The 24,997-nt window shown below is 56.8% G+C and carries 23 protein-coding genes and 1 riboswitch; of the genes, 16 read left to right on the plus strand and 7 right to left on the minus strand.

Going from position 1 to position 24,997, the window contains the following annotated elements:
• Nucleotides 1-224 precede the first annotated feature (224 nt).
• Nucleotides 225-365, minus strand: a riboswitch (glycine riboswitch).
• Nucleotides 366-608: 243 nt separating this feature from the next.
• The 5 genes from gcvH (at nt 609) to pulA (ending at nt 6,802) form a co-directional block, all read left to right on the plus strand.
• Nucleotides 609-1,001 (plus strand): glycine cleavage system protein GcvH, encoded by a 393-nt coding sequence (gcvH, locus tag HRQ60_RS02285; RefSeq protein ID WP_172194023.1) that lies wholly within the window; start codon nt 609-611, stop codon nt 999-1,001.
• A gap of 174 nt (nt 1,002-1,175) precedes the next feature.
• Entirely contained in the window at nt 1,176-1,604 is a 429-nt protein-coding gene (locus tag HRQ60_RS02290) for an SMI1/KNR4 family protein (protein WP_172194024.1), read from the plus strand.
• A gap of 149 nt (nt 1,605-1,753) precedes the next feature.
• On the plus strand, nt 1,754-2,602 hold the full coding sequence (locus HRQ60_RS02295; protein ID WP_343044590.1) for an SDR family oxidoreductase: 849 nt from the start codon (nt 1,754-1,756) through the stop codon (nt 2,600-2,602).
• 107 nt (nt 2,603-2,709) lie between these two features.
• Nucleotides 2,710-3,240, plus strand: a complete 531-nt coding sequence (locus HRQ60_RS02300; protein WP_172194025.1) for a GNAT family N-acetyltransferase — start codon at nt 2,710-2,712, stop codon at nt 3,238-3,240.
• Between the two features lie 328 nt (nt 3,241-3,568).
• Entirely contained in the window at nt 3,569-6,802 is a 3,234-nt protein-coding gene (gene pulA / locus HRQ60_RS02305; RefSeq protein WP_172194026.1) for a type I pullulanase, read from the plus strand.
• 124 nt (nt 6,803-6,926) lie between these two features.
• On the opposite strand, the gene HRQ60_RS02310 is transcribed toward pulA, so the two are convergent.
• From HRQ60_RS02310 to HRQ60_RS02320, 3 genes are read right to left on the minus strand one after another with little or no spacing between them, the layout of a single operon-like run.
• Nucleotides 6,927-8,021, minus strand: coding sequence for a Gfo/Idh/MocA family protein (locus tag HRQ60_RS02310; protein WP_172194027.1), 1,095 nt, complete (start codon nt 8,019-8,021; stop codon nt 6,927-6,929).
• A complete protein-coding gene (locus tag HRQ60_RS02315; RefSeq protein WP_172194028.1) occupies nt 8,005-9,021 on the minus strand; it encodes an AraC family transcriptional regulator in 1,017 nt (338 codons plus the stop codon). The genes HRQ60_RS02310 and HRQ60_RS02315 overlap by 17 nt, the downstream gene beginning before the upstream one ends.
• Nucleotides 9,022-10,023, minus strand: a complete 1,002-nt coding sequence (locus HRQ60_RS02320; RefSeq protein WP_172194029.1) for a Gfo/Idh/MocA family protein — start codon at nt 10,021-10,023, stop codon at nt 9,022-9,024. It lies immediately after the preceding gene.
• 260 nt (nt 10,024-10,283) lie between these two features.
• On the opposite strand from HRQ60_RS02320, the gene HRQ60_RS02325 reads away from it, so the two are divergent.
• The gene (locus HRQ60_RS02325) at nt 10,284-12,086 is read left to right on the plus strand and encodes a glycoside hydrolase family 13 protein (RefSeq protein ID WP_172194030.1); all 1,803 of its coding nucleotides are present in this window, start codon (nt 10,284-10,286) and stop codon (nt 12,084-12,086) included.
• 132 nt (nt 12,087-12,218) lie between these two features.
• Here HRQ60_RS02325 and HRQ60_RS02330 read toward each other — a convergent pair whose 3' ends face one another.
• On the minus strand, nt 12,219-12,356 hold the full coding sequence (locus HRQ60_RS02330) for a DUF1540 domain-containing protein (protein ID WP_246281062.1): 138 nt from the start codon (nt 12,354-12,356) through the stop codon (nt 12,219-12,221).
• A gap of 401 nt (nt 12,357-12,757) precedes the next feature.
• Here HRQ60_RS02330 and HRQ60_RS02335 point away from each other — a divergent pair, with 401 nt between their 5' ends.
• Nucleotides 12,758-13,543 carry an SDR family oxidoreductase gene (locus HRQ60_RS02335; protein WP_172194032.1) on the plus strand — a complete coding sequence of 262 codons (786 nt, stop codon included), beginning with the start codon at nt 12,758-12,760 and terminating at the stop codon, nt 13,541-13,543.
• A gap of 39 nt (nt 13,544-13,582) precedes the next feature.
• Here HRQ60_RS02335 and HRQ60_RS02340 read toward each other — a convergent pair whose 3' ends face one another.
• From HRQ60_RS02340 to HRQ60_RS02350, 3 genes are all read right to left on the minus strand, one after another.
• Nucleotides 13,583-14,317 (minus strand): YwaF family protein, encoded by a 735-nt coding sequence (locus HRQ60_RS02340; protein ID WP_343044591.1) that lies wholly within the window; start codon nt 14,315-14,317, stop codon nt 13,583-13,585.
• 237 nt (nt 14,318-14,554) lie between these two features.
• On the minus strand, nt 14,555-14,815 hold the full coding sequence (locus HRQ60_RS02345) for a helix-turn-helix domain-containing protein (protein ID WP_172194034.1): 261 nt from the start codon (nt 14,813-14,815) through the stop codon (nt 14,555-14,557).
• 110 nt (nt 14,816-14,925) lie between these two features.
• Nucleotides 14,926-15,999 carry a M42 family metallopeptidase gene (locus HRQ60_RS02350; protein ID WP_172194035.1) on the minus strand — a complete coding sequence of 358 codons (1,074 nt, stop codon included), beginning with the start codon at nt 15,997-15,999 and terminating at the stop codon, nt 14,926-14,928.
• Nucleotides 16,000-16,297: 298 nt separating this feature from the next.
• Between HRQ60_RS02350 and HRQ60_RS02355 the strand changes: the two genes are divergently transcribed.
• From HRQ60_RS02355 to yqeK, 9 genes are all read left to right on the plus strand, one after another.
• On the plus strand, nt 16,298-17,254 hold the full coding sequence (locus HRQ60_RS02355; protein WP_172194036.1) for an AAA family ATPase: 957 nt from the start codon (nt 16,298-16,300) through the stop codon (nt 17,252-17,254).
• Nucleotides 17,255-17,257: 3 nt separating this feature from the next.
• Entirely contained in the window at nt 17,258-18,523 is a 1,266-nt protein-coding gene (locus HRQ60_RS02360) for a DUF58 domain-containing protein (protein WP_172194037.1), read from the plus strand.
• Complete coding sequence (locus tag HRQ60_RS02365) at nt 18,520-20,757, plus strand: transglutaminase TgpA family protein (protein WP_172194038.1); 2,238 nt, start codon at nt 18,520-18,522, stop codon at nt 20,755-20,757. Before HRQ60_RS02360 ends, HRQ60_RS02365 begins: the two co-directional genes overlap by 4 nt.
• Before the next feature lie 104 nt (nt 20,758-20,861).
• Complete coding sequence (locus HRQ60_RS02370; RefSeq protein ID WP_172194039.1) at nt 20,862-21,389, plus strand: YqeG family HAD IIIA-type phosphatase; 528 nt, start codon at nt 20,862-20,864, stop codon at nt 21,387-21,389.
• Nucleotides 21,386-22,510, plus strand: coding sequence for a ribosome biogenesis GTPase YqeH (yqeH, locus tag HRQ60_RS02375; protein ID WP_172194040.1), 1,125 nt, complete (start codon nt 21,386-21,388; stop codon nt 22,508-22,510). Before HRQ60_RS02370 ends, yqeH begins: the two co-directional genes overlap by 4 nt.
• 33 nt (nt 22,511-22,543) lie before the next feature.
• Nucleotides 22,544-23,395 (plus strand): shikimate dehydrogenase, encoded by an 852-nt coding sequence (locus tag HRQ60_RS02380; protein ID WP_216671455.1) that lies wholly within the window; start codon nt 22,544-22,546, stop codon nt 23,393-23,395.
• 95 nt (nt 23,396-23,490) lie between these two features.
• On the plus strand, nt 23,491-23,781 hold the full coding sequence (yhbY, locus tag HRQ60_RS02385; RefSeq protein WP_172194041.1) for a ribosome assembly RNA-binding protein YhbY: 291 nt from the start codon (nt 23,491-23,493) through the stop codon (nt 23,779-23,781).
• 19 nt (nt 23,782-23,800) lie between these two features.
• Nucleotides 23,801-24,403, plus strand: a complete 603-nt coding sequence (locus tag HRQ60_RS02390; RefSeq protein WP_172194042.1) for a nicotinate-nucleotide adenylyltransferase — start codon at nt 23,801-23,803, stop codon at nt 24,401-24,403.
• Entirely contained in the window at nt 24,375-24,995 is a 621-nt protein-coding gene (gene yqeK, locus HRQ60_RS02395; RefSeq protein ID WP_172194043.1) for a bis(5'-nucleosyl)-tetraphosphatase (symmetrical) YqeK, read from the plus strand. The genes HRQ60_RS02390 and yqeK overlap by 29 nt, the downstream gene beginning before the upstream one ends.
• Nucleotides 24,996-24,997 lie beyond the last annotated feature (2 nt).

Here is a 24,997-nt window from a genome sequence, read left to right on the forward strand (position 1 = left end):
TGTTGGATGGCGCGAAAAAGGACAGGTCCCCAAAGACCGGCTCTTTAGGTCGCCGAAGCGAAAAAAGGGCCTGATCGAAAGGGCTCTGTCCTTGATACCTGAGAGTTACCCCGCCGCCGAACTCCGATCAAGTGCGATCGGGACGTGCAGCAGGTTTCCCCTTGGGTGATCCGCCTGCGGTCCGGGTTCGAAAATTCCGGCTGCGCGGATGCTCTCCAGAGTGGCGTCCGGCACAGGTCCTTTTGCCTGAGAGATTCACCGCTTGGCGCGAGGTCCATAGACCTTGCGCCAATGTCCGGTTTACTCCTTCGGCGGCGCCCGCGCAAGCTCAATCGGCTTCCGGCGCTCTCTCCCTATGCTTTCACTCGCCTATGCGTCAATCGTCTAACGTTCGTGTTTTGCCAAATGCGGATCAAATGCTTTATCCTAATTATTAAGGGATGCGGCACCCCGTTGTCAACAAAACTTTACTGCGTTCGAAAAATATTGTGAGGAACATTGACACGCCAAATAGGCTGCCGTAAGCTAAAAGTATCGAAAATTCCCGAACAACGCAATGATATAAACAGCCGAACGTTCGGCAATATACCGAAATGGAGCGAATTACCATGAGCGAAGTCAAAGCGGGTTTGTACTATACCAAAGATCACGAATGGGTGGAAAAGCTGGAAAACGGCAGGCTGCGTCTGGGCATCACCGATTTTGCGCAGCATCAGCTGGGTGATATCGTGTTCGTCGAACTTCCGGAAGCCGGCGCGGCAGTCGAAGCGGAAGGCAGCATCGGTTCGATCGAATCGGTCAAAACGGTCTCCGACCTGTTCTGTCCGGTCGGCGGCACGATTGCGGCGGTCAACGGAGCGCTTGAGACCGAGCCCGAACTCGTCAACAGTGCACCCTACGGCGACGGCTGGATGATCGAAATCGAGCCCGACGGCGAAGCGGAAGGTCTGCTTGCCGGGCTTCTGACTCCGGAGCAGTACGAAGCGGAGCAGCAGGACTAAGCGGATCGAATCCGGCAGGTAGGGGGATGCGGGCGGTATCTGACGTCCGCCCCGCCCCGATTCATATCCCTAATAAACGGGGCAGCAAACGGCAGGCGTTCAAAAACGCTTCGTTTACTGCCCGTTTTGACGTTTTGCGCGGCGTGATACAGAAGAAGCAAGGAGGCGTTATTCATGGAGCCTGATTATCCGATTTTCTGCGAAGACTGCGAACCGCCGATCGGGGAGGCGGATTTTGCGGAGCTGGAGCGGCGTTTCGGTTTCGAGTTTCCCGCTGCGTTCAAAGCCCATTATTTGCAGTTCAATGGCGGTTATCTGCCGGAGGCGCAGATGGAGCGGCAGCGGATCGCTTTTGGCGGATTCGAGCCGATCCGGTACGGGAAGCTTCCGGCTGAACGGCTGTATACGGATCTGCTGGAATCTTTTCCGCAGCTGTTGGGATTGTTACCGTTCGCTTACGATCAGGGCGGCAGCTGTTTTCTGATCGGGCTGCATCCCGGGAGGTATCGGCATCGCATTTATATTTTTCTGATGGACGGCGAAGAACTCGTTCCCGTCGAAGATTCGTTTGAGCGTTTTATGATGCTGCTTGGCGAAGCCTGAGAGTTGTAGATAGGCCTGCGCATTCTGCGCGGGCTTATCTTGGATTTGGAGGCCGCATGGATTGTCACGCGGCGGGGCCCTGGTTTATGATGGGGGATAAGCGATTATGCGGCAGTACGACTTGGAAAGATCCGAAGGAGGAGAACGCGGTGATACGAAAAACGGCGCTTGTAACGGGCGCGAATTCCGGCATGGGCTTGGCTGCTTCGGTCGAATTGGCCAAGCGGGGATACCGGGTGCTCATGGCCTGCCGAAGTCTCGAACGCGGCAGCCAGGCTCTTCGGCGGGTAGAAGCCGCAGGCGGCCCAGGCTGCGCCGAGCTGGTGCTCTGCGATCTGGCCGATCTGGCTTCGATCCGGCGCTTCGCCGATGAAGTTCACAGCCGGGTTTCCGCCCTGGATGTGCTGATTAACAATGCCGGGGTAGTCAGCCCCAAACGCCGGGAGACGGCGGACGGTTTCGAACTGGCACTGGGAGTCAATCATCTGGGACATTTTCTGTCGACCCATCTGCTGCTTGATCTGGTGAAAGCTTCGGCCGGCGGACGAATTGTTGTCGTGGCTTCGGGCGCCTACAAAGCGGGCCGGATTCACTTTGAAGATCCGCATCTGTGCGCAAGTTACAACGTCGTCAAATCCTACGGACAATCCAAATTGGCGAATATCCTGTTCGCGCGCGAATTGGCGCTGCGGGTGTACGGCGACGGCATTGCCGTCAATGCGCTGCATCCCGGCGCGGTTCTTACCCAGTTGGGCGTAGACCGGGGAACGGGATTCGGTCAGGGCATTTACCGCGCACTCGGCCGGATGCCTTCGTTCCAAACGCCGGAACAGGGAGCTTCGACAGCCGTGTATCTGGCGGACAGCCCGGAAGTGGAAGGGATCTCGCGCGAATACTTTTACCGGAGCCGCCCGAAATCTCTGGACCGGAAAGCGGAAGACGACGACACGGCCCTTAAGCTGTGGGAGTGGAGCGAGCGCGAAGTGGGACTGCGCTAACGAACCGAAAGCACCGAATCGCAACTAGAAAAAGACATCGGCCGAACCGGAACATATGCGGCTGCGGCGGCATCGGTATCGGCCCATCGATAATGGGGGACTATGACATGACGACATCCAACAAAGCGACATCCGATCAAACGCCGGTGATCGAGCTGGCGGTATTCGAAGATCTGCCGGCAATCGTAGACATTTACAACTCGACCATTCCCGGACGCAAAGTCACCGCGGATCTTGAGCCGATTACGGTAGAAAGCCGGCATGCCTGGTTTGAAGAACACGAACCGTCGCGCCGTCCCCTGTGGGTCATGCGGCAAAACGGACGGGTTGCGGCCTGGATCAGTCTCCAGTCCTTCTACGGACGTCCAGCCTACAATGCGACGGCGGAGGTGAGTATCTATGTAGACGAGTCGCTGCGGGGAACAGGTGCGGGCAGCCGTCTGCTGGAGAAAGCGATAGCCGAAAGTCCGGCGCTCGGCGTCGATACGCTGCTCGGTTTCGTCTTCGGTCATAATGAGCCGAGCATCGGTCTTCTGCGCAAATACGGCTTCGAATCGTGGGGGAATCTGCCGCGCGTCGCCGTGTTGGACGGCGTAGAGCGCGATCTGGTGATTCTGGGTCTGCGAATCCGCGGATAGGGGAGTCGACCGCCAGGGCACAGTTCGATACGAAAGGAAGTTTGGCGAAGAAAAAGTGTGGAAAAGGTGCGTCCGTCCGCCTTTTTTCGTCCAAATATATAGGGAGCAAGACGAGCAAGAAAACAAAGGCGGAAGCCGAACGGAAAAGGAGCGGGAACTCGGCGCGCATAAGCGGTGTGCGGGAATTCCGGATCCTGCGGTTTCGTTCGGTTGGAGGCCTTTTTCAACGGAAAGAAACGTTTGCATGGCCAGAAGGCGGGTAACAGAAACGAAGCGATCCAGACGTCCGTGTCAAGAAGCGGAACGTCTGAACAAAGGGGGAACGGACATGGCCGATACGCTGAATTTTAACGACACATTGGATTGTCCCGATTTCGAAGCTTATCCTTACGGGGATTTGGGGCTGACGTTTTCCCCACAGTACAGTACGTTCAAGGTATGGGTGCCGGGCGCGGAGAAAGTGCGCGTTGCGCTTTACGAAGACGAAGGGCAGTACGACGCGGTAGGCCGGGTGACCGATCATTCGGGCGGACGCGAACTGACCATGGAAGAAGACGAGTACGGCGTATGGAGTATCGTGGTGCCCGGGGATCTCGAAGGCCACTATTATCTGTATCACATCACGTACAAAATGGGCGAGCACGAAAATAACCGATACGTGATCGATCCGTACGCCAAGGCGGCTTCGGCGAACGGTCAGCGCGGAGCGATCGTCAATATGAAGCGTACCGATCCGGAAGGCTGGGAAAGCGATATTCGGCCTCCGCTTCGCCATCCGGTCGACTCGGTCATTTACGAGCTGCATGTGCGCGATTTTTCGGCTTCCGAAGATGCGAAGATGAATCATTCGGGACAGTATCTCGCATTTGCGGAAGCGGGCATCCAGACCAAAGAAGGACGAAAAATCGGCATCGATCATCTGGAGGAACTGGGCGTCACGCATGTTCATCTGCTGCCGGTTTACGATTTCTGTACGGTCAACGAATGCGACGTGACAACGGAGTCGTACAACTGGGGTTACGATCCGCAGAATTACAATGTGCCGGAAGGTTCATACGCTTCCGAGCCGCACAATCCGGAATCAAGAATCCTCGAGCTCAAAAAGCTGGTGCAGTCTCTGCATGCCCGCGGGATCCGGGTCGTGGTGGACGTGGTGTTCAACCATACGTTTTCGGTGGAAGACGGTCCTTTCGATCCGGTAGTGCCGGGGTATTTTTACCGGTTCAACAAGTACGGACAGCTCAGCAACGGCTCGGGAGTCGGCAATGAACTGGCGACGGAGCGGCCGATGGTGCGCAAATATATCCTCGATTCGCTGCTGTACTGGGCAGAAGAATACCATGTGGACGGTTTCCGGTTCGACTTGATGGGATTGATCGATACGACGACTATGCGGACGATTGCTTCGGTTCTGCATGAGAAAGTTGATCCTTCGATTCTCATCTACGGCGAGCCGTGGACGGCGCTGGACTCTCCGCTGCGCGAACTGACGCTCAAAGGTTCCCAGCAGGGCGGAGGTTTTGCGGTGTTCAACGACAACTTCCGCAACGCGCTCAAAGGCGACGGAGACGGTTGGGGAACCGGATTTGTCAGCGGAGCTCCCGACAAGGAAGGCGAGATTGCCCAGGGGCTTCGCGGAGCCGTGCACGATTTCGCGGCGGAACCGGCGGAAAGCGTCAATTACGTAACGGCGCACGACAATCTGATCCTGTGGGACAAACTGATCAAGTCGCGCGGATACTGGGATCAGACCCAATTTGTTTCTTTCCATAACGGACAGCCTTCGCAGGGGATGACGGCGGCGCAGGCCGTGGAAGTGAGCGATCCTTATGTGATGCTGGACGGCATGGATCCGCTGGATCACGATCTGGTCAAAAGGCAGCTGCTCGCTTACGGCCTTATCCTGACTTCGCAGGGGATCCCGTTTATCGGAGCGGGCGACGAGATGCTGCGCAGCAAATTCGGCGATCATAACAGCTATCGCAGTCCGGATGTCATCAATGCGATCCGCTGGACCAACAAAGACCGATTCCATACGGTTACCGATTATATTCGCGGCCTGATCGAGCTGAGGCGTTCGCACCGGGCATTCCGGCTCAAGACGCGAGGCGATATCGAGAAACATATGGACGTATTCCGTATGCATGGCGGTGTGGTCGGCTTTATGCTGAACGATCACGCGGGCGGCGATCTGTGGCGGACCATTGCGGTCGTGCACAACGCTTCGGAATCGGAACAAACGATCGAACTGCCTGCACGCGCGCGTTCATGGAAAATTGTCGTCGACTCGCGCCGTGCCGGAATGGAAGTCCTGGGCGAAGCCTCCGATTTCGTACATGTGCCGGCTTTGTCGAGCATGGTACTCTACGATGAGGAAGACGATTACACACCCGAACCTTCGCTGCTGGAGTGGGAGAATATGCCGGGTGTCGTACAGCCGGGCGAGAAATTGTTCCTGCATGCGACCGTACGCGACCAGCGCGGACGCCGGATGCCGGAAGCGGAAGTCTCGTATCACTCTTCCGATCCGGAGAAAATCATTATCCGGCGCGACGGTTCCGCGTGGACGATCGGGATGGGCCGGGCGCTTATTACGGCGGTATGCGGCGATATGCGCAGCAGCACGGCGATTCTGATCGAACGCCGCACGGTGCATCAGATCGGAATTGCGATGGAAGAAGGAGCCCGCCGCTTGTATGTCGGCCGCAGTCTGAAGCTGCGTGCGGAACCCAAAGACCCATTCGGCAATCCGATGTCCGCTTCCCGTCTGGAATGGCGGTCAAGCGATGTAGAGATTGCAACCGTCAATCAGGCCGGCCGGGTCACGGGCCTGCGTCCGGGACGCGCGGTTATTTCGGTCTTCGGCGACGGCGTGCAGGCACAGCTTGCGCTGGAAGTGCGCGATTACGAGCCGCGCCGCCTTATCTTGGAATATGAACGGGACGACCGGGATTACGAAGGCTGGAACGTCTGGATGTGGGGGGCCGCTTTTGGCAGTCGGAGAGTCGATTTTGCCGATATAAACGGCGACCGGGCGGTTGCGCTGCTGGAAGTTGCACCTGACGTTAACAGCTTGGGCTTTATCGTGCGGCACGAAGAATGGGAGAAAAAAGACATTGCGGCCGACCGGTATATCGACCTCGGAACGATTACCGGCGATTGGATCCGGATCCGGATTCGCAGCGGCGAATTCCGCGTCTCGGCGGAAGCGCTGGATGAAGCCGATATCCCGGCGGAGCAGGAGAAGTTTGCCCGGCTGGAGCAGAAAGCCGCCGAGCGGGCGGATCACGGACAAGGCGGCAACCGGCCGGAGCCGGAGCCAAGCTCTCATCCGGCAGTAGACGCCGCGGATCGCGAAGCGGGCCAGGCGGAAGAAGCCGGACTCCCAGGCGAAGCGGATTCCGGTTTGGCACAAGTGCAGTCCGGGGGATCCGAACCGGAAACGCCGGCGGCGGTCGAAGCTTCGGAGAACCGTTCCGACACGGACAGCGAAGAACAAGCGGAAGCCGGCGACGGCACCCAGTCGCCGAAGAGCGGCGGGGACTTCGGCGCGGGGATCTGAACACCCGATAGGCCATAGACGACAAACAAAGAACCTTCGGCTAACAGCCGAAGGTTCTTTGTTTGTGTTCATGCCGATCCGGCCGATCCGATTCGCCGGATCCCGGCAGTCGGCCGCCGCTTGCTCAGTTCTCCGATCCGTCCAGGTACACGGCTCTGCCCGTTCGGGCCGATTCGTAGATCGCTTCGAGAATCTCGGACACGACGCACGCCTGCTCGGGCGTAACGGTAGGCGTCAAATCCTGTTCGATCGCTTCAATCCAGCGGAACATTTCAAGATCGGAATCGCTCTCGGCTTTGCCTTCGTAGAACGCTACGCCGCCGGAAGACAGATCGACTTCCTTGGTGTACAAGCGGCCGAATTCCTCGCCGTTGATCCGCAGGCCGTTCTTCATATCCGCGCCGCCTTCGCTGCCGCTCAGGCTGCATTTGGATTCGTCCACATCAAGCGAATTCAGGGCCCAGCTGGATTCCAGCACGACCGTTGCTCCGTTTTCCATCACAACCATGCCAAAAGCCGAATCTTCGACCTTAAACTTCTCCGGATCCCAAGGGCCCCACGCATTGGCGGCATTCTCTCGCTGGGACAGCTCGTGGTATTTGGTGCCGAGCACGACCTTGGGTTTGTAGTTGTCCATCATCCACAGCGTGAGATCCAGCGCATGGGTGCCGATATCGATCAGCGGGCCTCCGCCCTGCTTCTCTTCGTCGAGGAATACGCCCCAGGTCGGTACCGCTCTGCGGCGGATCGCATGGGCTTTGGCATAATAGATATGGCCCAGCGTTCCGGCTTCGCAGACTTTTTTGAGATGCTGGCTGTCCGGGCGGAAACGGTTGTTGTAACCGATCGTCAGCTTTTTGCCGCTGCGCTCCGCCGCTTGGACCATTTGACGGGCTTCCGCTGCCGTTTTGGCCATCGGCTTCTCGCACATGACGTGCTTGCCCGAATCCAGCGCGGCGATCGAGATCCGTGCATGCGATTCGTTTGGCGTCAAGACGTGAATGATATCGATCGTACCGTCCTGCAGCAGCTCGGTATAGTCGGTGTAGACCTTGGCTCCTTCGGCGCCGTATCGGGCTGCAGCTTCTTCTGCCCGTTCCGTTACCACATCGCAGAAAGCGACCAATTCGACGCTGCCCAGCTTGCTTAGACTCGGCAGATGTTTGCCGTTTGCGATACCGCCGCAGCCGATGATACCGATTTTATACATTTGGCTCATGATGATTCACCTCGTTTAGGATATGGGAAAACGACTCGGACGGCGTTTCGGCGGGATGCCGATGCAGCTCGGATTGCTTGGCTTTTCGGTACACGGAAGGAGAGATCCCCATTCGTTTGCGAAAAACGGTATGCAGATAAGCGGCGGTCGAGAAACCTTCCAGTTCCGCGATCCGCTCGATAGACAAGCTGCCGGTCCGCAGTCTGTCGCATACGGCCAGCAGCCGGATATCTTCCAGTACCCGGCTGAACGGCCGGTCGGGATCGACGCCCCGGAAAATGCGCTGAAGCTGCCTTGGACTCAGGTCAAGTTTCTCTACGACGTCTTCCAGGCGTAGACCCGATGTATAATTGGCTTCCATATAACGCACGGCGTAGTCGTAGCGGTACGCGGCCATATCGCGGCTGGGCGCTTCGGTGCCGACATCGCCGGAATCGTACGCCTGGATCGTTTTGAGCAGAATAGCGATGACCTGCATGCGGATCGCGGTGTAGTAGCCGATCCGTTTGGTCTCGCACGCTTCATACGCTTCCAAAAAGCACGGCATCGCTCCGCGGCTGTCCGGTGCGGGACGAATGGGCAGCGCGTTCAGCTTCTGCATACAATCTTCGGCTTCGGCCGCTTCCCAGGGGTCGGCCGCCGGATTGAACCTGGGAACGATATCGATATGCAAACACAGCTCTTCCATGGCCTGATGGGGATCGGCTTCCTGGTAATGCATCACACCGGGCCCCGTCAGATACAGCAGACCTTCCGACAGCGAGTAGGGCTGGCCGTCCAGAATGACCCCGCCCGCGCCGCGCGGAATAAAATGAAATTCGTAGGTCGAATGGTTATGGAAATTGATGATGCGTCCGGGCTCGAACGAGGTGAGGTGGAAACGGAGCACGTGAATCTCGTAATGGCCCCAATTTACCGCAATCTCAAGCCGCTCCAGAAGATCCCCTTTTTCGAACATGGTTTCATAAGGGAAAGAAGTCCGCACAAAACGTCCGGTCATTTAGGCATTCAGCTCCCGCGGCGAAATCGCTTGGCCTTCCCGGGCCGAGCGGTTGGCCGCTTCCATCAAGCGGGTGAGTTCGATCGCCGCCGCCACATTCTCCGAAGCCGTTGTTCCTTCTTGAATATGGCGGACCCACTGTTCGAAAGCGCTCTCCCGGTTCTCCGGCAAAGATTGTTCGGTCCATTCGGAATCGGAACTATCCCGTTTGGATCGCAGCAGCAGTTTGTTCTCCGGCGTCCCGTAGAGAAGAGTACCTTCCGTACCGTGGACTTCGACGGCAAAAGGCGAGTGGGCATTGACGAATCCCGCTTCCACCGAAGCGATCGCTCCCGATGCCGTCGACAGCGTCGCTTGGGCATTGTCTTCGACTTCCCGGCCGGTCACATAACCGAAAGTCGCGCTCACACCGGTCACGGGTTCTCCGAGGAACAGGGCGGACAGATACATCGGATGACAGCCCAGATCGATCAAGGCACCGCCGCCGCACTGCTCCGCGTTATAGAAATGCTCCGGCAGCCAGCCGGCCAGCGCTCCGTCGTGCGACAATCTCACCCGGACATAGGTGATGCGGCCGAGACGTCCGCTTTTCAGGATGTCCTGGATCGCGAGCGTATAACCTTCGTTCAGGCGAGGCAGCGAAACGGTCAGTTTGACGCCTGCACGTTCGACTTCTTCGACGATCTCCGAGACGTCCGCCGAAGTCGTCGCAATGACTTTTTCCGTAAAAATATGCTTGCCCGCACGGGCTGCTTCGACCATGACTTCCTTGTGCCGGTAGGTCGGCGCATCCACGATGACTGCGTCGAGAAGACCGGAATCCAGCATGCCGCCGAGTGTTTCGTAATAAGGAACCCCAAGCTTTTCGGCCGCTTCCCGGCCCCGATCCGGAATTTCGTCCCATACGGCGGTAATTGCCGTGTCGGGATGGCTCTGTGCCTGAGCGATATAATCCCAAGCGTGCACATGCCACAGACTTGCTTTGCCTACACGAATTGTCAATGAATCGTCCTCCTGTCGCCCTATCTAAAATTCTGACATTTCCCTACTTAAAATAGCATACGCCCTTTCCGAATTCACTAAAACGATACGACATTTAATATTCAATATTGCGACATCCGTTTGGGGGAGAGCGATCCTATCCCACGATTTGCGAGTCCGTTGTTTAGGCGGGGCGGTTTCCGGTTATCCCCTAAAGGAAGGGAGCTGCCGGGCAGTGCGGACCCAATCGGCGGCAGTTTAGAACCAAAAGGAGGAAAGCCATGAAACGGGAACAGGATACGCAGGCGGGGCAGCAGGGCAGCTCCGCCGCTTATTGGAAAGAAGGCGTGCTGTACCAGCTGTATCCGCCAAGCTTCAAAGACAGCGACGGCGACGGGTGGGGCGATATCGGCGGTATGCTGGAAAAGGTGGACTATCTGGCCGAGCTTGGCGTCAGCGCCGTCTGGATCGGTCCGGTATGCGATTCGCCGATGGAAGATAACGGTTACGATATTCGCGATTACTATAAGATTCACGACGCGTACGGGACGATGGAGCAGATGGAAGAGCTGATCGCCAAACTGCACGAGCGCGACATCCGGCTGATCATGGACATGGTCATCAACCATACGTCGGATGAACATCCGTGGTTCGAGGCATCCCGGTCGTCCAAAGACAATCCGTACCGCGATTATTACATCTGGAAGCCTCCGGGTGAAGACGGGGGGCCTCCCAACAACTGGCGATCTTTTTCGGAGGAGTCGGCCTGGGAGTTCGATGAAGCGACGGGCGAATACTATCTGCACATTTTCGATAAAAAACAGCCCGATCTGAATTGGCAGAATGAAGCGATGCGGCGGGATCTGTACAAAATGATCACGTTCTGGCTGGACAAAGGGGTGGACGGGTTCCGTCTGGATGCGATCAACATGATTTCCAAAGATCCGTCGTTCCCGAACGCACCGGAGGAAGCCCGTCATCCGAGAGGCCAGCAGTTTTACAAAAACGGACCGGGCATTCACGAACTGCTGCGCGAGCTGAACGAGGAAACATTCGGCCGTTACCCGGGCACGCTGACACTGGGCGAAGCGCCTACCGTCACGATGGACGAAGTAGTCCGGTATACCGCTCCCGAGCGGCGCGAGATGGATATGGTGCTGCAGATGGAATTGATCCGGCTGGGCAAGGACTTCGGCGATCCGTGGAAAACCGATCCCGATTGGTCCCCCCTTACGCTCAAGGAAAGCGTCGTACGCTGGTACAAAGAAGTCTTTGGCCGGGGCGCCTACGCGACCTATCTGAATACGCACGATCATCCGCGCATGATCGGAACCCTGTTCGGCAGGGGGGCCGGCCGCGATTCGGGCCAAACGGATATGGACTTGAACGAAGCGGCGGCCAAAGCGATCGGAACGTTTCTGCATACGCTGCCGGGAACGCCGCTCGTTTATCAGGGCGAAGAACTGGGCATGCCCAATGCCGATTACCGGTCGCCGGGCGATTATCGGGACAAAGCGACGGCTGCCGCCTACAAGCGGCTTACCGCGCAGGGCATGGCACCGGAGCAAGCCCTTGCCGGTCTGCATGCGCGAAGCCGGGACGGTGCCCGTTCGCCTATGCGCTGGACCGACGAAGCGCAGGGAGGATTCACTACCGGCACGCCGTGGATCCCGCTGGCGCCGGAAGGAAGCGAGGCCAATGCGGAAGATCAGCGCAGCGACCGGAATTCGGTCTTCCACCACTACCGCCGCTTGATCGAGCTTCGCAAGCAGTCTCCCGTCCCGGCACATGGCGATCTTACGATGCTGCCGCTTGCGGACGAGTGGATGTTTCTCTACATCCGTGAAGCGCAGGGCGAGCGCTGGATGATCCTGGCCAATTTCTCGCACGAAGCCCGGGAGTGTTCCGTCAACGGCGAATGGGCAAGATTGGCCGAAACGGGCGAGCTGCTGCTTGGCAGTGCGCCGGCGCATGCCGGAACTTCGGGTGCCGGCGCACCGTTCCGGCTGGTGCAAGGAGAGTACAAGCTGCATCTGCTGCCGTACCAATCCGCCGTGTACCGTCTTGCGCCGGCAGGCGAATAGGGAGCGGCGGAACTTCCGTAATCGCTCGCTTTCCCGGAAAAAAGAACATCAAAAAAGCGGTTCCCGTCAAAGGGAACCGCTTTTTGGTGTATCCGATCTGCATAGCCGCCCAGCTTCAAAACGAGGCTTGAATTAAGCTTCCTGTTTTTCTTCGAAAGTCTTGCATTCCGCCGTATGGTCGGGAGCGAAGCTCACTTCGATCTTGTCGGCCGTGCAGCTGTTAGCTTCCCAGTTGGTGCAATCCGAAACTTGGCATTGGATATCAGACATATTAAAAACCTCCGTGTACATTGGATTTTTGCTGCGGACTGACCGTCATGGCAACAAAACTTATAAACCCAATATAACACAAATAAGCAGGTCCGCAACCCGCGTTTTGAGAAAAATATGAATATTCAGAGCGAAAATGAAGTGGAATGTTCGGAAATAGTGAGGATGATTTTCATTGTCGAGATAATGAGATTCACTCTCTGGAGAATGAGACTCACTCTCAGGCTAAACTTAATTTATCATATCATTCGCGAAGGTTCAACCGAAAACACGAAATTTTGAAAACATTTTCGATTTGAGCTTTTCGAAGCGGTTTCATGGAAAAGCGGAAAGGTTACCCAATAAATGACACAAACAAAACCACGCGTCATCATTCACAGCGACCAGGGAGGAATCAGATCATGACAGCAGGAGCATTGGCCGGTAAAGTAGCCGTGGTAACGGGAGCAGGTTCGGGAATCGGAAAAGCAAGCGCGATTCGGTTTGCACAGGAAGGAGCCAAGGTAGCGGTTCTGGAACTGACGGCGGATACGGCGCAGCAGACGAAACAGGAAATCGAAGCGGCCGGCGGCGAAGCGCTGGTCGTGGAATGCGATGTATCGGATCCTGAATCGGTAAAAGAAGCCGTTGCAAAAGTGGGAGAAACCTGGGATCGTATCGATGTCGTTTTTGCCAATGCGGGCATCAACGGAGCGGCGGCGCCGATCGAGACGATGGAGATCGAAGATTGGAACAAGACGCTTGAAACCAATCTCCGCGGTACTTTTGCCACGGTCAAATATACGATCCCTTATTTGAAAAAAGAAGGCGGAAGCGTTATTATCACAAGTTCCGTCAATGGAAACCGGATTTTCTCGGGTACGGGCTTTGCCGCCTATTCGTCTTCCAAAGCCGGACAGGTCGCTTTTGCCAAAATGGCGGCTCTGGAACTGGGACGTTACAAGATTCGGGTCAACGCTATCTGCCCGGGAGCCATCGACACCAATATCGACAAAAATACGTTCCCGAGCGACGACCTGGAAGAAATTGCGATTCCCGTCGAATATCCGGAAGGCAGTCACCCACTCAAAGGCAAACCCGGCAAGCCGGAAGAAGTCGCCAAGCTGGTTCTGTTCCTGGCATCGGACGAATCTTCGCATGTCAGCGGTACCGAAATGTATGTCGACGGTGCGGAATCGCTGCTCTGAAGCCGCTAAGGGGGCGAGAGCGGGAATGCTGCGCCAAAGCTAATCGCGCCCGCGGCGCAGCGCATCCGGAATCACGAAGAACACGATATACAGCGCCGTGAATGTCAGCAGCGCCAGCAGTTCTTCGGCCAGAATGTACAGCGGATAATCGCCGAGCATGTCCAGCACGGAAGGCGTATCCGGCTTCCCTCGCAAAAACATATAGTTGGCATCCAGCAGCCGGTCAAGCAGGTAAACCGCCAGCGCGATCGCGTTCAACGACAGCATGACCGTCAGGAGGGTGCGCCAAGTCGGCCGGAACCGTTCGATCCAGACCATATAAAGCGCGGACAAGATGATAGCGGCATGGGCAACGAAGAACTGGATAAAGCGGAAATGCGGGTAATCAAAAGCCAGGTTGGGGGTGATCAGCGCCTGCAGGGCACCCCCGATTCCCGCGAAAAAAACAAGTCCTGCGAGAAAACGGCTGCGGGTAATCAGCATCAAAATCGCGGCCAGAAGCATCAGGCTGCACAGCTCGAGCGGCAGCGTAAAGCGGGCGTCCCAGATCTGCTGCGTCACGTACCAGACATGAAGCGAAGCTTCGGAGATCGTCAGAGCGGCCAACAAGATCAGACGCAGGGTGAACGCAAGTCTCGGCGAGGATCTGATTAAGCGCCGAAAAGCGAACAGCACAACCGCTGCGATCAAAAATAGCCCAAGCGAAGCCAGATGGGCGGGCGAAAACAAAGCAAACGGTTCGGAAACGGACGACGAGAAAAAAGAATCGGGCACCCGGACGGCCTCCATTCATGCGCGAACCGTATTCCCGGCACAGGGAATACGGTTTATATGTATACACATCGCTCAACCTTTTCCCCTACATCTTCCCGGATTGCCCAAGGTTCGTCAATGATTTTGTCCGGTCAAACGGGCAGGAGAATGCCAAAAAGCGGCAACCCGTTTGCCTTTCGGCTTGAATTCGGGTCTGCCGCTTTTTGTGCATAAAGCCATGAGAATCGGTAGGAAAACTTATCCAACGCTTTGGACACTCAACTCGTTTTCGGCGAAATCCGGCTCCATAAACGCATCTTCGCGTCTGCCTCTATGGTCAATTAGACCTAGTTCGCCTTCAGCCTTATATTTGCGCATCCAAATTTTCAGACGATTGAGATCATAGATGCCCAGCTCTTTCGCCACTTGCTTTTTCGTCATTCCGTCCATACGCATTTGGACGGCTCTAAGCTTCGTTTCATAGCTGTACTTGCAAAACGTTTGTCCCTTAGTTGCCACTAAAACCACCCCTTAAGACTTATATCGGACGGGGCATGTCTTTTTCTAATGGTTTTTGACAACGAATTTGGGTAAAATCATTATTTTTTTGCATAAATCCACTTTTTGAATCAGGCCCGTTCGACAATCGTGTTTAATGTGCTGCGGTCTAGGCCTTTGACCAGGCGAACCAACAGCTCTTTGGCTGCCGCGTAATCGTCGGTATGGATGATCGAAGAGGAAGTATGGATATACCGTCCGCAGATGCCGATAACGGTCGACGGTACGCCGATTCCGCTCAAATGGACCTGTCCGGCATCCGTTCCGCCCGGCGAAATAAACGGCTGCACCGGAATACGGTGCGTGGACGCCGTGTCCTGCACATATTCCAGCAGGCCGCGGTGCGTAATCATCGTCGGGTCGAAGATCCGCAGGAGCGCTCCCTGGCCGAGATGCCCGAACAGATTGCGATCGCCTGTCATGTCGTTGGCGGCACTGCAGTCGAGCGCGAAGAAAATGTCCGGCTGGATCAGATTGGCCGCCGTTCTTGCTCCGCGAAGACCGACTTCTTCTTGTACCGTGGCGCCGCTGTAGACCGTATTGGGCAGCTTTTCTCCCTGCAGCTCTTTCAGCAGTTCGACAGCAAGGCCCACCCCGTAACGGTTATCCCAGGCTTTGGCCATGATTTTCTTGGGATTGGCAAGAGGAGTGAAGTCGCAGATCGGCAGCACCTGCTGGCCGACCTTGATGCCGAAACTTTCCGCTTCCGCGCGGTTGTCGGCACCCAGATCGATATACATGGACTTCAGGTCCGCCGGACGGTTCGCTTCCGCTTCGCCGAGCAGATGTTTCGGGGTGGATCCCACGACTCCGATAACGGGACCGTTTTCGGTCATGATCTGCAGGCGCTGTCCCAGCACGACTTGACTCCACCAGCCGCCGAGCGGCTGAAAGCGTACGAGGCCCGTTTCGGTAATGCCGTTGACGAGAAAACCGACTTCGTCGAAGTGGCCGGCCACCATGACTTTCGGTCCGTCTTCCTGGCCGCGCATGACGCCAAACAGACTTCCGAGACGATCCTGGACAAACTCCTGCGTATACGCGGACAGCATTTCCTTGACCCGTGCGCGCAGATCGCGTTCAAATCCCGGAGCTGCCGGGAACTCGGTCAGTTCTTTAAATAAAGCCAGTGTTTCGTTATTCATGCTTGCACTCTCCCATCCCTAAATAAGAACGCGGCCGATCCGCGTTCGCTCTTTTACCAGTATGCAGGCTTGAGCGGGAATTGTCACGGCGGGGACGTATCCTTTTCGGGGGATGGGTGTGCGTTCGCAGCTTTGATCGTGTACAATATATAGGCACAACGTTTTCGGCGGCCGCTTGCTTCTTGAAGAAAATGCCGTCTGTTTATATCTGGTCTGAACGAACCGCTTTTCCGCTCGGCCGCAGGGCCGATTTGTACATCGTTTGCCACGTAGGAGAATGACTTAGGAGGTTGTCCATATGTCCGTAAGTTCCGAATCCATGCAGATCATTACCGCCGTAAGATCGAATCTCGAGTCGTGCATACTGGGGAAAACCTTTGAGATAAAATTGTTGATGACTTCGCTGCTTGCCGGAGGCCACGTGCTGATCGAAGACGTGCCCGGCACCGGAAAAACGCAGATGATCAAAGCGCTGGCCCGTTCGATGGAAGGCGTCTACCGCCGGGTGCAGTGCAACCCCGATCTGCTGCCGACCGATATTACCGGCGTATCGATCTATCACCCCCGCGAAGAACGGTTCCAATTCCGTCCAGGACCGATTATGTCCCATATTCTGCTCGCCGACGAAATCAACCGCGCGACAACCAAGACCCAATCCGCGCTGCTGGAAGCGATGGAAGAACGCAGCGTAACGGTGGACGGGGAGACCCATCCGCTGCCGCATCCGTTTATGCTCTGCGCGACGCAGAATCCGATCGACTTTGAAGGGACCTATGTGCTGCCCGAAGCGCAGCTCGACCGTTTTATGATGAAACTGCGTATGGGCTATCCGGATCTCGAGACAGAGAAAAATCTGATCAGCGCCAACCGTGTCGGCCAACCCGCCGATCAACTGCATGCCGTAACCGATATGGCAACGATCGCGGGCATCCAGCGCGAGGTACGGGAAGTCCATATGAACGACGCCGTCACTTCATATATGCTGGGCATTGTTCGGGCGACCCGCGAACATCCTTCGGTTCTGCTGGGCGCAAGCCCCCGCGCTTCGATCTCGTTTGCGCTGGCGGCCAAAGCTTACGCTTTTATCAATGAACGCGATTTCGTCCTGCCCGACGATATCAAGGAACTGGCGCCCTATGTGCTGCCGCACCGTATCCTGATCCGTCCGGAAGCCCGGTTGGACAGCCTGAATGCCGAATCGCTGATTCGCAATCTGCTGGCCGCCAGCAGCGTGCCGGTATCGATGGGACGCTAACGCATGCGGGAAATCTGGAGCCTTTTCAAACCGAAACTGTCCCCCGCCAAAATGTCGATGCTGCTGTCGGTATGGCTCTGCTGCCTGTTTTATCTGCTGTTTCAAGGGGGCAAGACTTCGGTCATGCTGTTTGCCATGGTGACGCTGTTCGGTCTCTATCTCCTGTTCGGCGGGTTGAACGGGATCGGCCGCACCCGGGGAGAACGCAGTTTCTCGGGCGAACTTGGCGAATGGGGCGGCGTCCTGCACGCGGGCGATCAGATCCGGGTCCGGCTTCATCTGGAAATCCCGGGATTCCTGCCCCTGCCGTATGTCATCGTACGCGAGACGCTCAAACGCCACAGCGGCGAGACCTGGTCGTTCGAGGAAAGTCTCGTTCCAAGCATGAACGGAAGCGGCGAGCTGCTGTTCCAGACGCCGCCGCTCGAACGCGGACGGTATGCTTTTTCCGATACGGAATGCGTGACGGAAGATATCTTCGGTCTGATCGAGCATCGCGGAACGTTCTCCGCACGCGGAGAATTCCGGGTTCTGCCGCGTACGGCCGATATCGCGAAATGGCAGCTGCTTGACCGGCGCAATCGGCTGCTCGGTCCCCAGTCGGTGGGCAATGTGTCCGGCCGGGAGACCAATCAGGTCGGCGGCGTCCGGGACTACGTATACGGCGACCGGATTTCGCGTATTCACTGGAATGCGACGGCCCGGACGGGAGAATGGAAATCCAAAGAGTTCGAATATGAATCGATTCCCAAAACGATGATCGTCCTTGACGCTTTCGAAGACCATTATCGTTCGTCGAGGCAGTTCGAAACCGCGGTCTCGTCCGCAGCTTCCATGCTGGAATACGGAAGCCGCGAATCGATTCCGATCGGATTGTGTTCGATCGGCCGCGAAGTGAAGGTCTTCAATCCGCTGCAGGGGCGTTCCCGGATCCACCCGATGATGGATCATCTGGTCGATCTGGATCCGAAAGGCAGCGGTTCGCTGTTGGCCGGACTCGAGTCCGCGCTTGCCCGGCTGCCCAAAGGAGCGGTGCTTGTGCTCGTTACGCCTCTGGCCGACAGTCCGGTACTGGATTTGATCCGTTTCGCGCAGACGCACCAGATGAGTTTTTGCCATGTTCAGATCGCGGAATCCCCGGTTTCGGAAGGGGAGGGCAATGCCGCTTCCCGGCAGTGGATCTCTTCGCTGCGGGCCAAAGGAATAGCCGCTTACCGGGCGGGCAGCCTGGATGAGCTGCCCGCTGTGCTGGGAGGAGGAACCCGATGAAAAAATGGGCCGAATCATTCAAATCGTCGTGGTATACGGCGGTTGCGGCCGTCTGGCTGATGATCTTCGCCATTCAATGGCTGAATTATACGCGAACCGTTTGGTTCGATGAGACGAACGCGCTTGTGCTTGCCGTTCTAACCACGGTAGCCGTTATCCATGTGCTGCTGCCGGATATTTCCTGGTTCCGCCTGGGGCTGAAGGCTGTCGGTTTTGTGGTTGCAATGTATGCGACGCTCAAGAGCTACGGCATTTTTCAGCCTTCCGGAACGCTTGCCTCGAGAGCGGAACAGTTTTCCCAGGCGATGTTCCCTTATGTCTGGTTTGCGCTGATCGGCTGGCTGCTGTTCGAATTGTGTATCCGTGCGGTTAACAGCCAGCGCCGCATTTTGATTTTCGCTTTTCTGAATATTGTGCCTATGGCCGCCCTGGATTCTTTTACCGTCGTATCGCTGTGGAAGCAGGTCGCCTGGATCGTCTTCGCGACAATGGGCTGGCTGGTATGCGATCATTTCCGCCGGTTCCAGACCCGCTTCCCGAGAGGGTGGAAAGCGATCCGGCGCAATCCGTTCAAACTGCTGATCAATACGGCCGTCGTCTTTTCGCTCGTCATTTTGGCGGGAGTCAATATGCCGTTTGTCCAGCCGATCCTGACCGACCCGTATACGGCCTGGAGGCAGATGCAGGGAACGTCGAATGTGGCGTTCAATGCCAACGGGCTGCTGCAGGGGCAGGCGTCCGCTTCCGGATACAGCCGGGAAGACGGTCAGCTCGGAGGCGGCTTCAATTTCGACTATACGCCCGTCATGACCATCGAATCGACGGAGCGCAGCTATTGGCGCGGCGAGACCCGAATGACCTATACGGGCAGCGGCTGGGATGCCGACAGCGGCTGGGGCGCGCTTGAAGAAGTATCGCGCGAACAGGAGCTCGAGACCGAAGCGGCTCCGCTGACGCCTACCAAAACGGTACGCCAGAAAGTTACGATGCAAAGCGAGTCGACGTATCCCGTCTTGTTCGGAGCGTATGCGATCAACAAGATCGAAAGTCTCGATGTCGAGAACGGCGAGAGCCGTATGCAGTGGAAGCCGGAACAGGGCGAACTGCATTGGCAGGAGCGTGCGGGCCGCGGCGCGAGAATCTATCCGAAGACGTATACGATCACGTCGAAGGTTCCGGTCGTACCGGTAGACGCCCTGCAGGCGGCAGCGTACGACAAGCTGTATCCGGAAGGCGTGGATCCGCGGTATGTCCAGATTCCGCGCGGATTTCCGCAGCGCGTAACGGACCTGGCCGCCGAAGTCACGGCTTCCGGACAAACGCCGTACGAGAAAGTCTATCTGCTGCAGCAGCATTTGCAGCAGAATTATCTCTATACGAACAATCCGACGCTGTCGCGCCGGCAGAGCGACGACTTCGTCGAAAGTTTCCTGTTCGATATCAAGGAAGGGTACTGCGATTACTTCTCGACCGCCATGGTCATGATGGCGCGTTCGCAGGGCATACCCGCACGCTGGGTCAAAGGCTATGCACCGGGTACGCCTTCGGGCGATGTGCCGGACCGTTTCAGCGAAAACAGTTCGCAGTACGAAGTCACCAATGCCAATGCCCATTCCTGGGCGGAAGTGTATTTCGGCGATTACGGCTGGGTACCTGTCGAAGCGACGCGCGGGTTTACCGTGCCGCTGCTTGAAGAGTCGTCGGCACCCGACGATTCCGAAGTGAAGCAGGAGCCGGCCGATCAGACGGAAGAGGAAGAAGAGGAAGCCGCGCCGAACGAAGCGGCGGCGCCTACGGATTCCGGTTCGAATCTCGTCCCGATCATCGTAGCTGTGGCAGCGGTTATCGTCGCGGCCTGGGGAGCGTACTTGCTCTGGCTGCGCCGCCGCTCGGTCTATTTCTTCTTGATGGGACTGCGGATGGGCGGACCGCTGACGGCGGACCAGAAAATCGTATTGGAGACGGAACGTTTCCTGCGTTTCCTGAACCGCAAAGGCCTGAAGCGGGAAGAGCACGAGACGCTGCGCGAATCGGTCTCCCGCTGGGACAAGAAAGTCGCCGGATCGGAAGCTGCGATTGCGCCGATTCTGGCCCTTTTCGAGAAAGCCCGCTACAGCCCGGAACGGATCACGGATAAGGAATGGGTCGAAATGCAGCATCTGGCTTCCGAGCTGCGCAAAAATTGGAAAGGGTACTATCCGGCTCCGCCGGCAGTGCCGGAATCCAGTAGCTGACGCGAAGCGTCGGCTGTGATATAGTTTGAACTTAAAGACTAAGGAGACTATCCCGAAACGGCAAACGCCGTTTCGGGATAGGGTCTTAATGGGGTGACACGATTTTGTTTGAAACACTGCTGCCGAAACTTCAGGTCGACACGGTATTCGATATCGATCTGGAAGATTTGTATAAGCGCGGTTACCGGGGGATCGTCACGGACCTGGACAATACGCTGGTCGGTGCGAAAGCCCCGAATGCCACGCCGGAACTGATCGCATGGTTTGCGAAAGTCAAAGAACTCGGGTTTCAGCTTGTGATTGTATCCAACAATAATATGAACCGCGTGTCCGTTTTTGCGACGCCGCTGGATATCGAATTTGTGCATGGGGCACGCAAGCCTTCCCATGCGCCTTTCCGCAAAGCGATGCAGCTGATGAAACTCAGCGAGAAGCAGACGATCGTCGTCGGCGACCAGCTGCTTACCGATGTGCTCGGAGGCAACCGTCTGGGTCTGTACACGGTGTTGGTGCTGCCGATCGCGATCGGCGACGAAGGCTGGCGGACCCGGTTCAATCGCAGGATTGAGCGCGTTGCGATCGCACGTCTGCGCAGAATGGGCAAATGGCTCAAGGAGGAAAAGAAGAAATGACGGAAAGACTCGAAGGCTCCGCCGTCATCCGCTGCAGCGGATGCGGAGCTCCGCTTCAGACGGAAGATCCGGCAGGGCTCGGCTATATTCCGCAGCTCAAGGAAGAAGGCGGGCAAATCTGCCGCCGCTGTTTCCGTATCAAAAATTACAACGAGGTTGCTTCGGTTGCCGTAAATCAGGATGAATTTCTGCGGATGCTCAGCCAAATCGGCGACCGTAAAGCGCTCGTGATCCACATTGTGGACCTGTTCGATTTCCAGGGCAGCGTGATTACCGGACTGCAGCGCTTTGTAGGCAGCAATCCGGTTATTCTCGCGGTCAACAAAATCGATCTGCTGCCGAAAGTGACCAACTGGAACAAAATCCGCAATTGGGTGCAGAAGCAGGCGAAAGAAGCCGGATTGAAAACGGAAGAAATCGTACTGTGCAGCGCCAAGAAAAATCTCGGTTTCGACCGTCTTCTTCAGGAAGTGGCGGACCGCCGGGGCGATCGCGACGTCTATGTGGTAGGGGCGACCAACGTGGGCAAATCCACGTTGATCAATCGTCTGATCAGCGATTACAGCGATCTCGAAGAAGAACTGACGACTTCCCGTTACCCGGGAACCACGCTGGATATGGTGAACATTCCGCTGGACGACGGACATTATATCGTCGATACGCCGGGGATTGTCTATCCTTCCCGTTATACGGAACTGGTTACGCCCGGAGATCTGGTCAAGATCATGCCGGAAAAGCCGCTTAAACCGGCTGTCTATCAGTTGAACGAAGGACAGACGATCTTTATCGGAGGACTGGCGCGGTTCGACTTTGTCGAAGGCCAACGTCAATCGTTTACTTTCTACACAAGCGGAGCTTTGAATCTGCACCGGACCAAACTGGGCCGTGCCGACGAATTGTACGCCGAGCACGCCGGGGAGATGCTGACGCCGCCTTCGCGCGAAAGTCTGCCCGATCTGCCGGCCTGGACCCGCCATGAATTCCGCGTGCCCAAAGGCGGCGCCCAGGATTTGTTCGTCTCGGGTCTTGGCTGGATCAAAGCGAACGGCGAGAGCGGAGCCAAAGTTGCGATTCATGCACCAAAGGGCGTTAAGGTTATTATGCGCGAATCGCTGGTTTGACACCTTGTCAACGCTATCGGGAGGGGAAATCCGTTGAATCCAATCAATAAGCACCCGCTCAAGCTCGGAGTCATCGGCGATCCGATTGCGCATTCCAAGTCGCCGGTCATGCATACGGCTGCGCTGCGCGAATGCTCGATTCCCGGCAGCTACTCGGCGCTGCATATCCAGCCGGACCGGCTCGAAGCGATGATCCGTGCGGTGCGCGAAGAAGAATACCGGGGGATCAACGTGACGATTCCGCACAAGGAATCCGTGATGGAGCTGCTCGACGAGCTGGGTGAAGATGCCCGGCGAATCGGGGCGGTCAATACGATCGTGAACGAAGGCGGCCGGCTGATCGGCCGCAATACCGACGGAATTGGCTATGTCCGTTCCCTGAAGGAAGAAGCGGCGGCCGAACTTGAAGGCCGCCGCATCGTTGTCCTTGGAGCGGGAGGCGCGGCGCGCGGAATTATCTACGCGCTGGCGGCCGAAGCACCGGATCGGATCCTGCTGCTGAACCGTACGCCGGAAAGAGCGGAGAAGCTCGCGCGCGAGTGGAGCGATCTCGCCGATATTGCCGCGCTGCCTTCGGAGCGCGCGGCCGAAGCGCTGAAGAACGCCGATATCGTGATCAACACGACCTCGGTCGGCATGCATCCGCATCTTGAAGGGCTGCCGCTCGATCCTGCGCTGCTTCGCGGCAGCGAGATCGTCAGCGACCTGATCTATAATCCGCTGGAGACGCGGCTGCTGCGTTCGGCGCGGGAGCAGGGATGCCGGACACACGGAGGCCTGGGCATGTTCGTTTATCAGGGCGCTTATGCGTTCGAATATTGGACAGGCGTTCAAGCTCCGGTGGACGTCATGCGCAGCGCCGTACTGGCAAGCATGAACGTCTAGCCCAAAATGGGTAAAAGAATACTAAGTACACCTGCCCGTCGGCGGGAACCTTTCCCGCCAACGGCATTTTCCAAAAAGAGGAGTTTATCAAACTTATGCTGACAGGCAAACAAAAACGTTATTTACGCTCGCAGGCCCACCATCTGAACCCGATCTTCCAAATCGGAAAAGGCGGTCTCAACGAACAGCTGGTTCGTCATATCAACGAAGCGATCGAGCTTCGCGAACTGCTCAAAGTGGCGGTACTGAACAACTGCGACGAAGAACCCAAACAGCTCGGACCGGAACTGGCCCAAGCCGCGGAAGCTGAACTGGTACAGGTCATCGGCCGTACGATCATTTTGTACAAGCAGTCGAAAGAACACAAGCAAATCGAACTGCCGTAACGCGGAGGAGTGAATGCGTATGAAGATCGGAATCATGGGCGGAACGTTCGATCCGATCCATATCGGGCATCTGGTCGCCGCGGAAACGGTGCGTGAAGAGCTGGGGTTGGACGAAGTATGGTTTATGCCGTCGCATATTCCTCCGCACAAAGCCGAAGCCGGATTCTCCGGCGAGGAACGGATGCGTATGGTGGAACTTGCGATTGGCGCCCAGCCGGCGTTTCGGACCCTCGATATCGAGCTTACGCGCGGCGGCGTTTCGTACACGGCCGATACGATGGGCGAACTGGCGGAGAAATATCCGGAAGCCCGTTTTCATTTCATCATCGGGACGGATATGGTCAACTACTTGCCCAAGTGGGAACGGATCGAGAAGCTGGTCGAACTGACGCGGTTTGCCGCGGTCGGCCGTGCCGGTTACGAGTTGAATTCCGATGTACTGCCCCCTTCGGTCGCAAGCCAAATCGATTATTTCGATATGCCGCAGCTTGAAATCTCTTCTACGGAGATTCGCGAGCGGCTGAAAAAAGGCCGTTCGGCCCGTTATTTGGTACCGGAAAAGGTGTACGATTATTTGCAAAGGAGCGGTACGCATGCGGCATACGCGCGAACAACTGATTGAGCGAGTATCGTCGCAGATGCCGGCCCGCAGATGGCAGCATACGCTTGGGGTCATGGCATCGGCGGTCGAATTGGCCGAACTTTACGGTGCCGATCCCGCGCGGGCGGAACTTGCGGCGATTATTCACGACGTGGCCAAATATTGGCCCGTTCAGCGCCAGGCCGCGGTGATTGCCGAAAATGGACTGAATGCCGAACTGCTGAATTACGATGCTCCGCTGTGGCACTCCGAAGTGGGTGCCTACGTGGCGGAATACGAATACGGAATCGAAGATCGCGAAGTCGTCGATGCGATCCGCTATCACACATCCGGCCGCGAAGGCATGACCCTGCTTGATAAAGTGGTCTGTCTGGCCGATTATATCGAGCCCGGCCGCGATTTCCCCGGAGTTGAACTTATTCGGGGCAAAGCCAGGCTCAGTCTGGAAGAAGGATTGATCGCCGGATTCGACTCTACGCTTCGCGTATTGGTCGAACGGGGACAACAGATATTTCCGACAACGGTACTGGCACGAAACGATCTGATTCGCCAGCTTGCAGAGCGCGAGCAGGCCAATCAGACGAAGCCGGTATCCGAAAATAAGGGAGGATAACG

This window comes from Saccharibacillus qingshengii, from assembly GCF_013185195.1.
GTDB lineage: Bacteria > Bacillota > Bacilli > Paenibacillales > Paenibacillaceae > Saccharibacillus > Saccharibacillus qingshengii.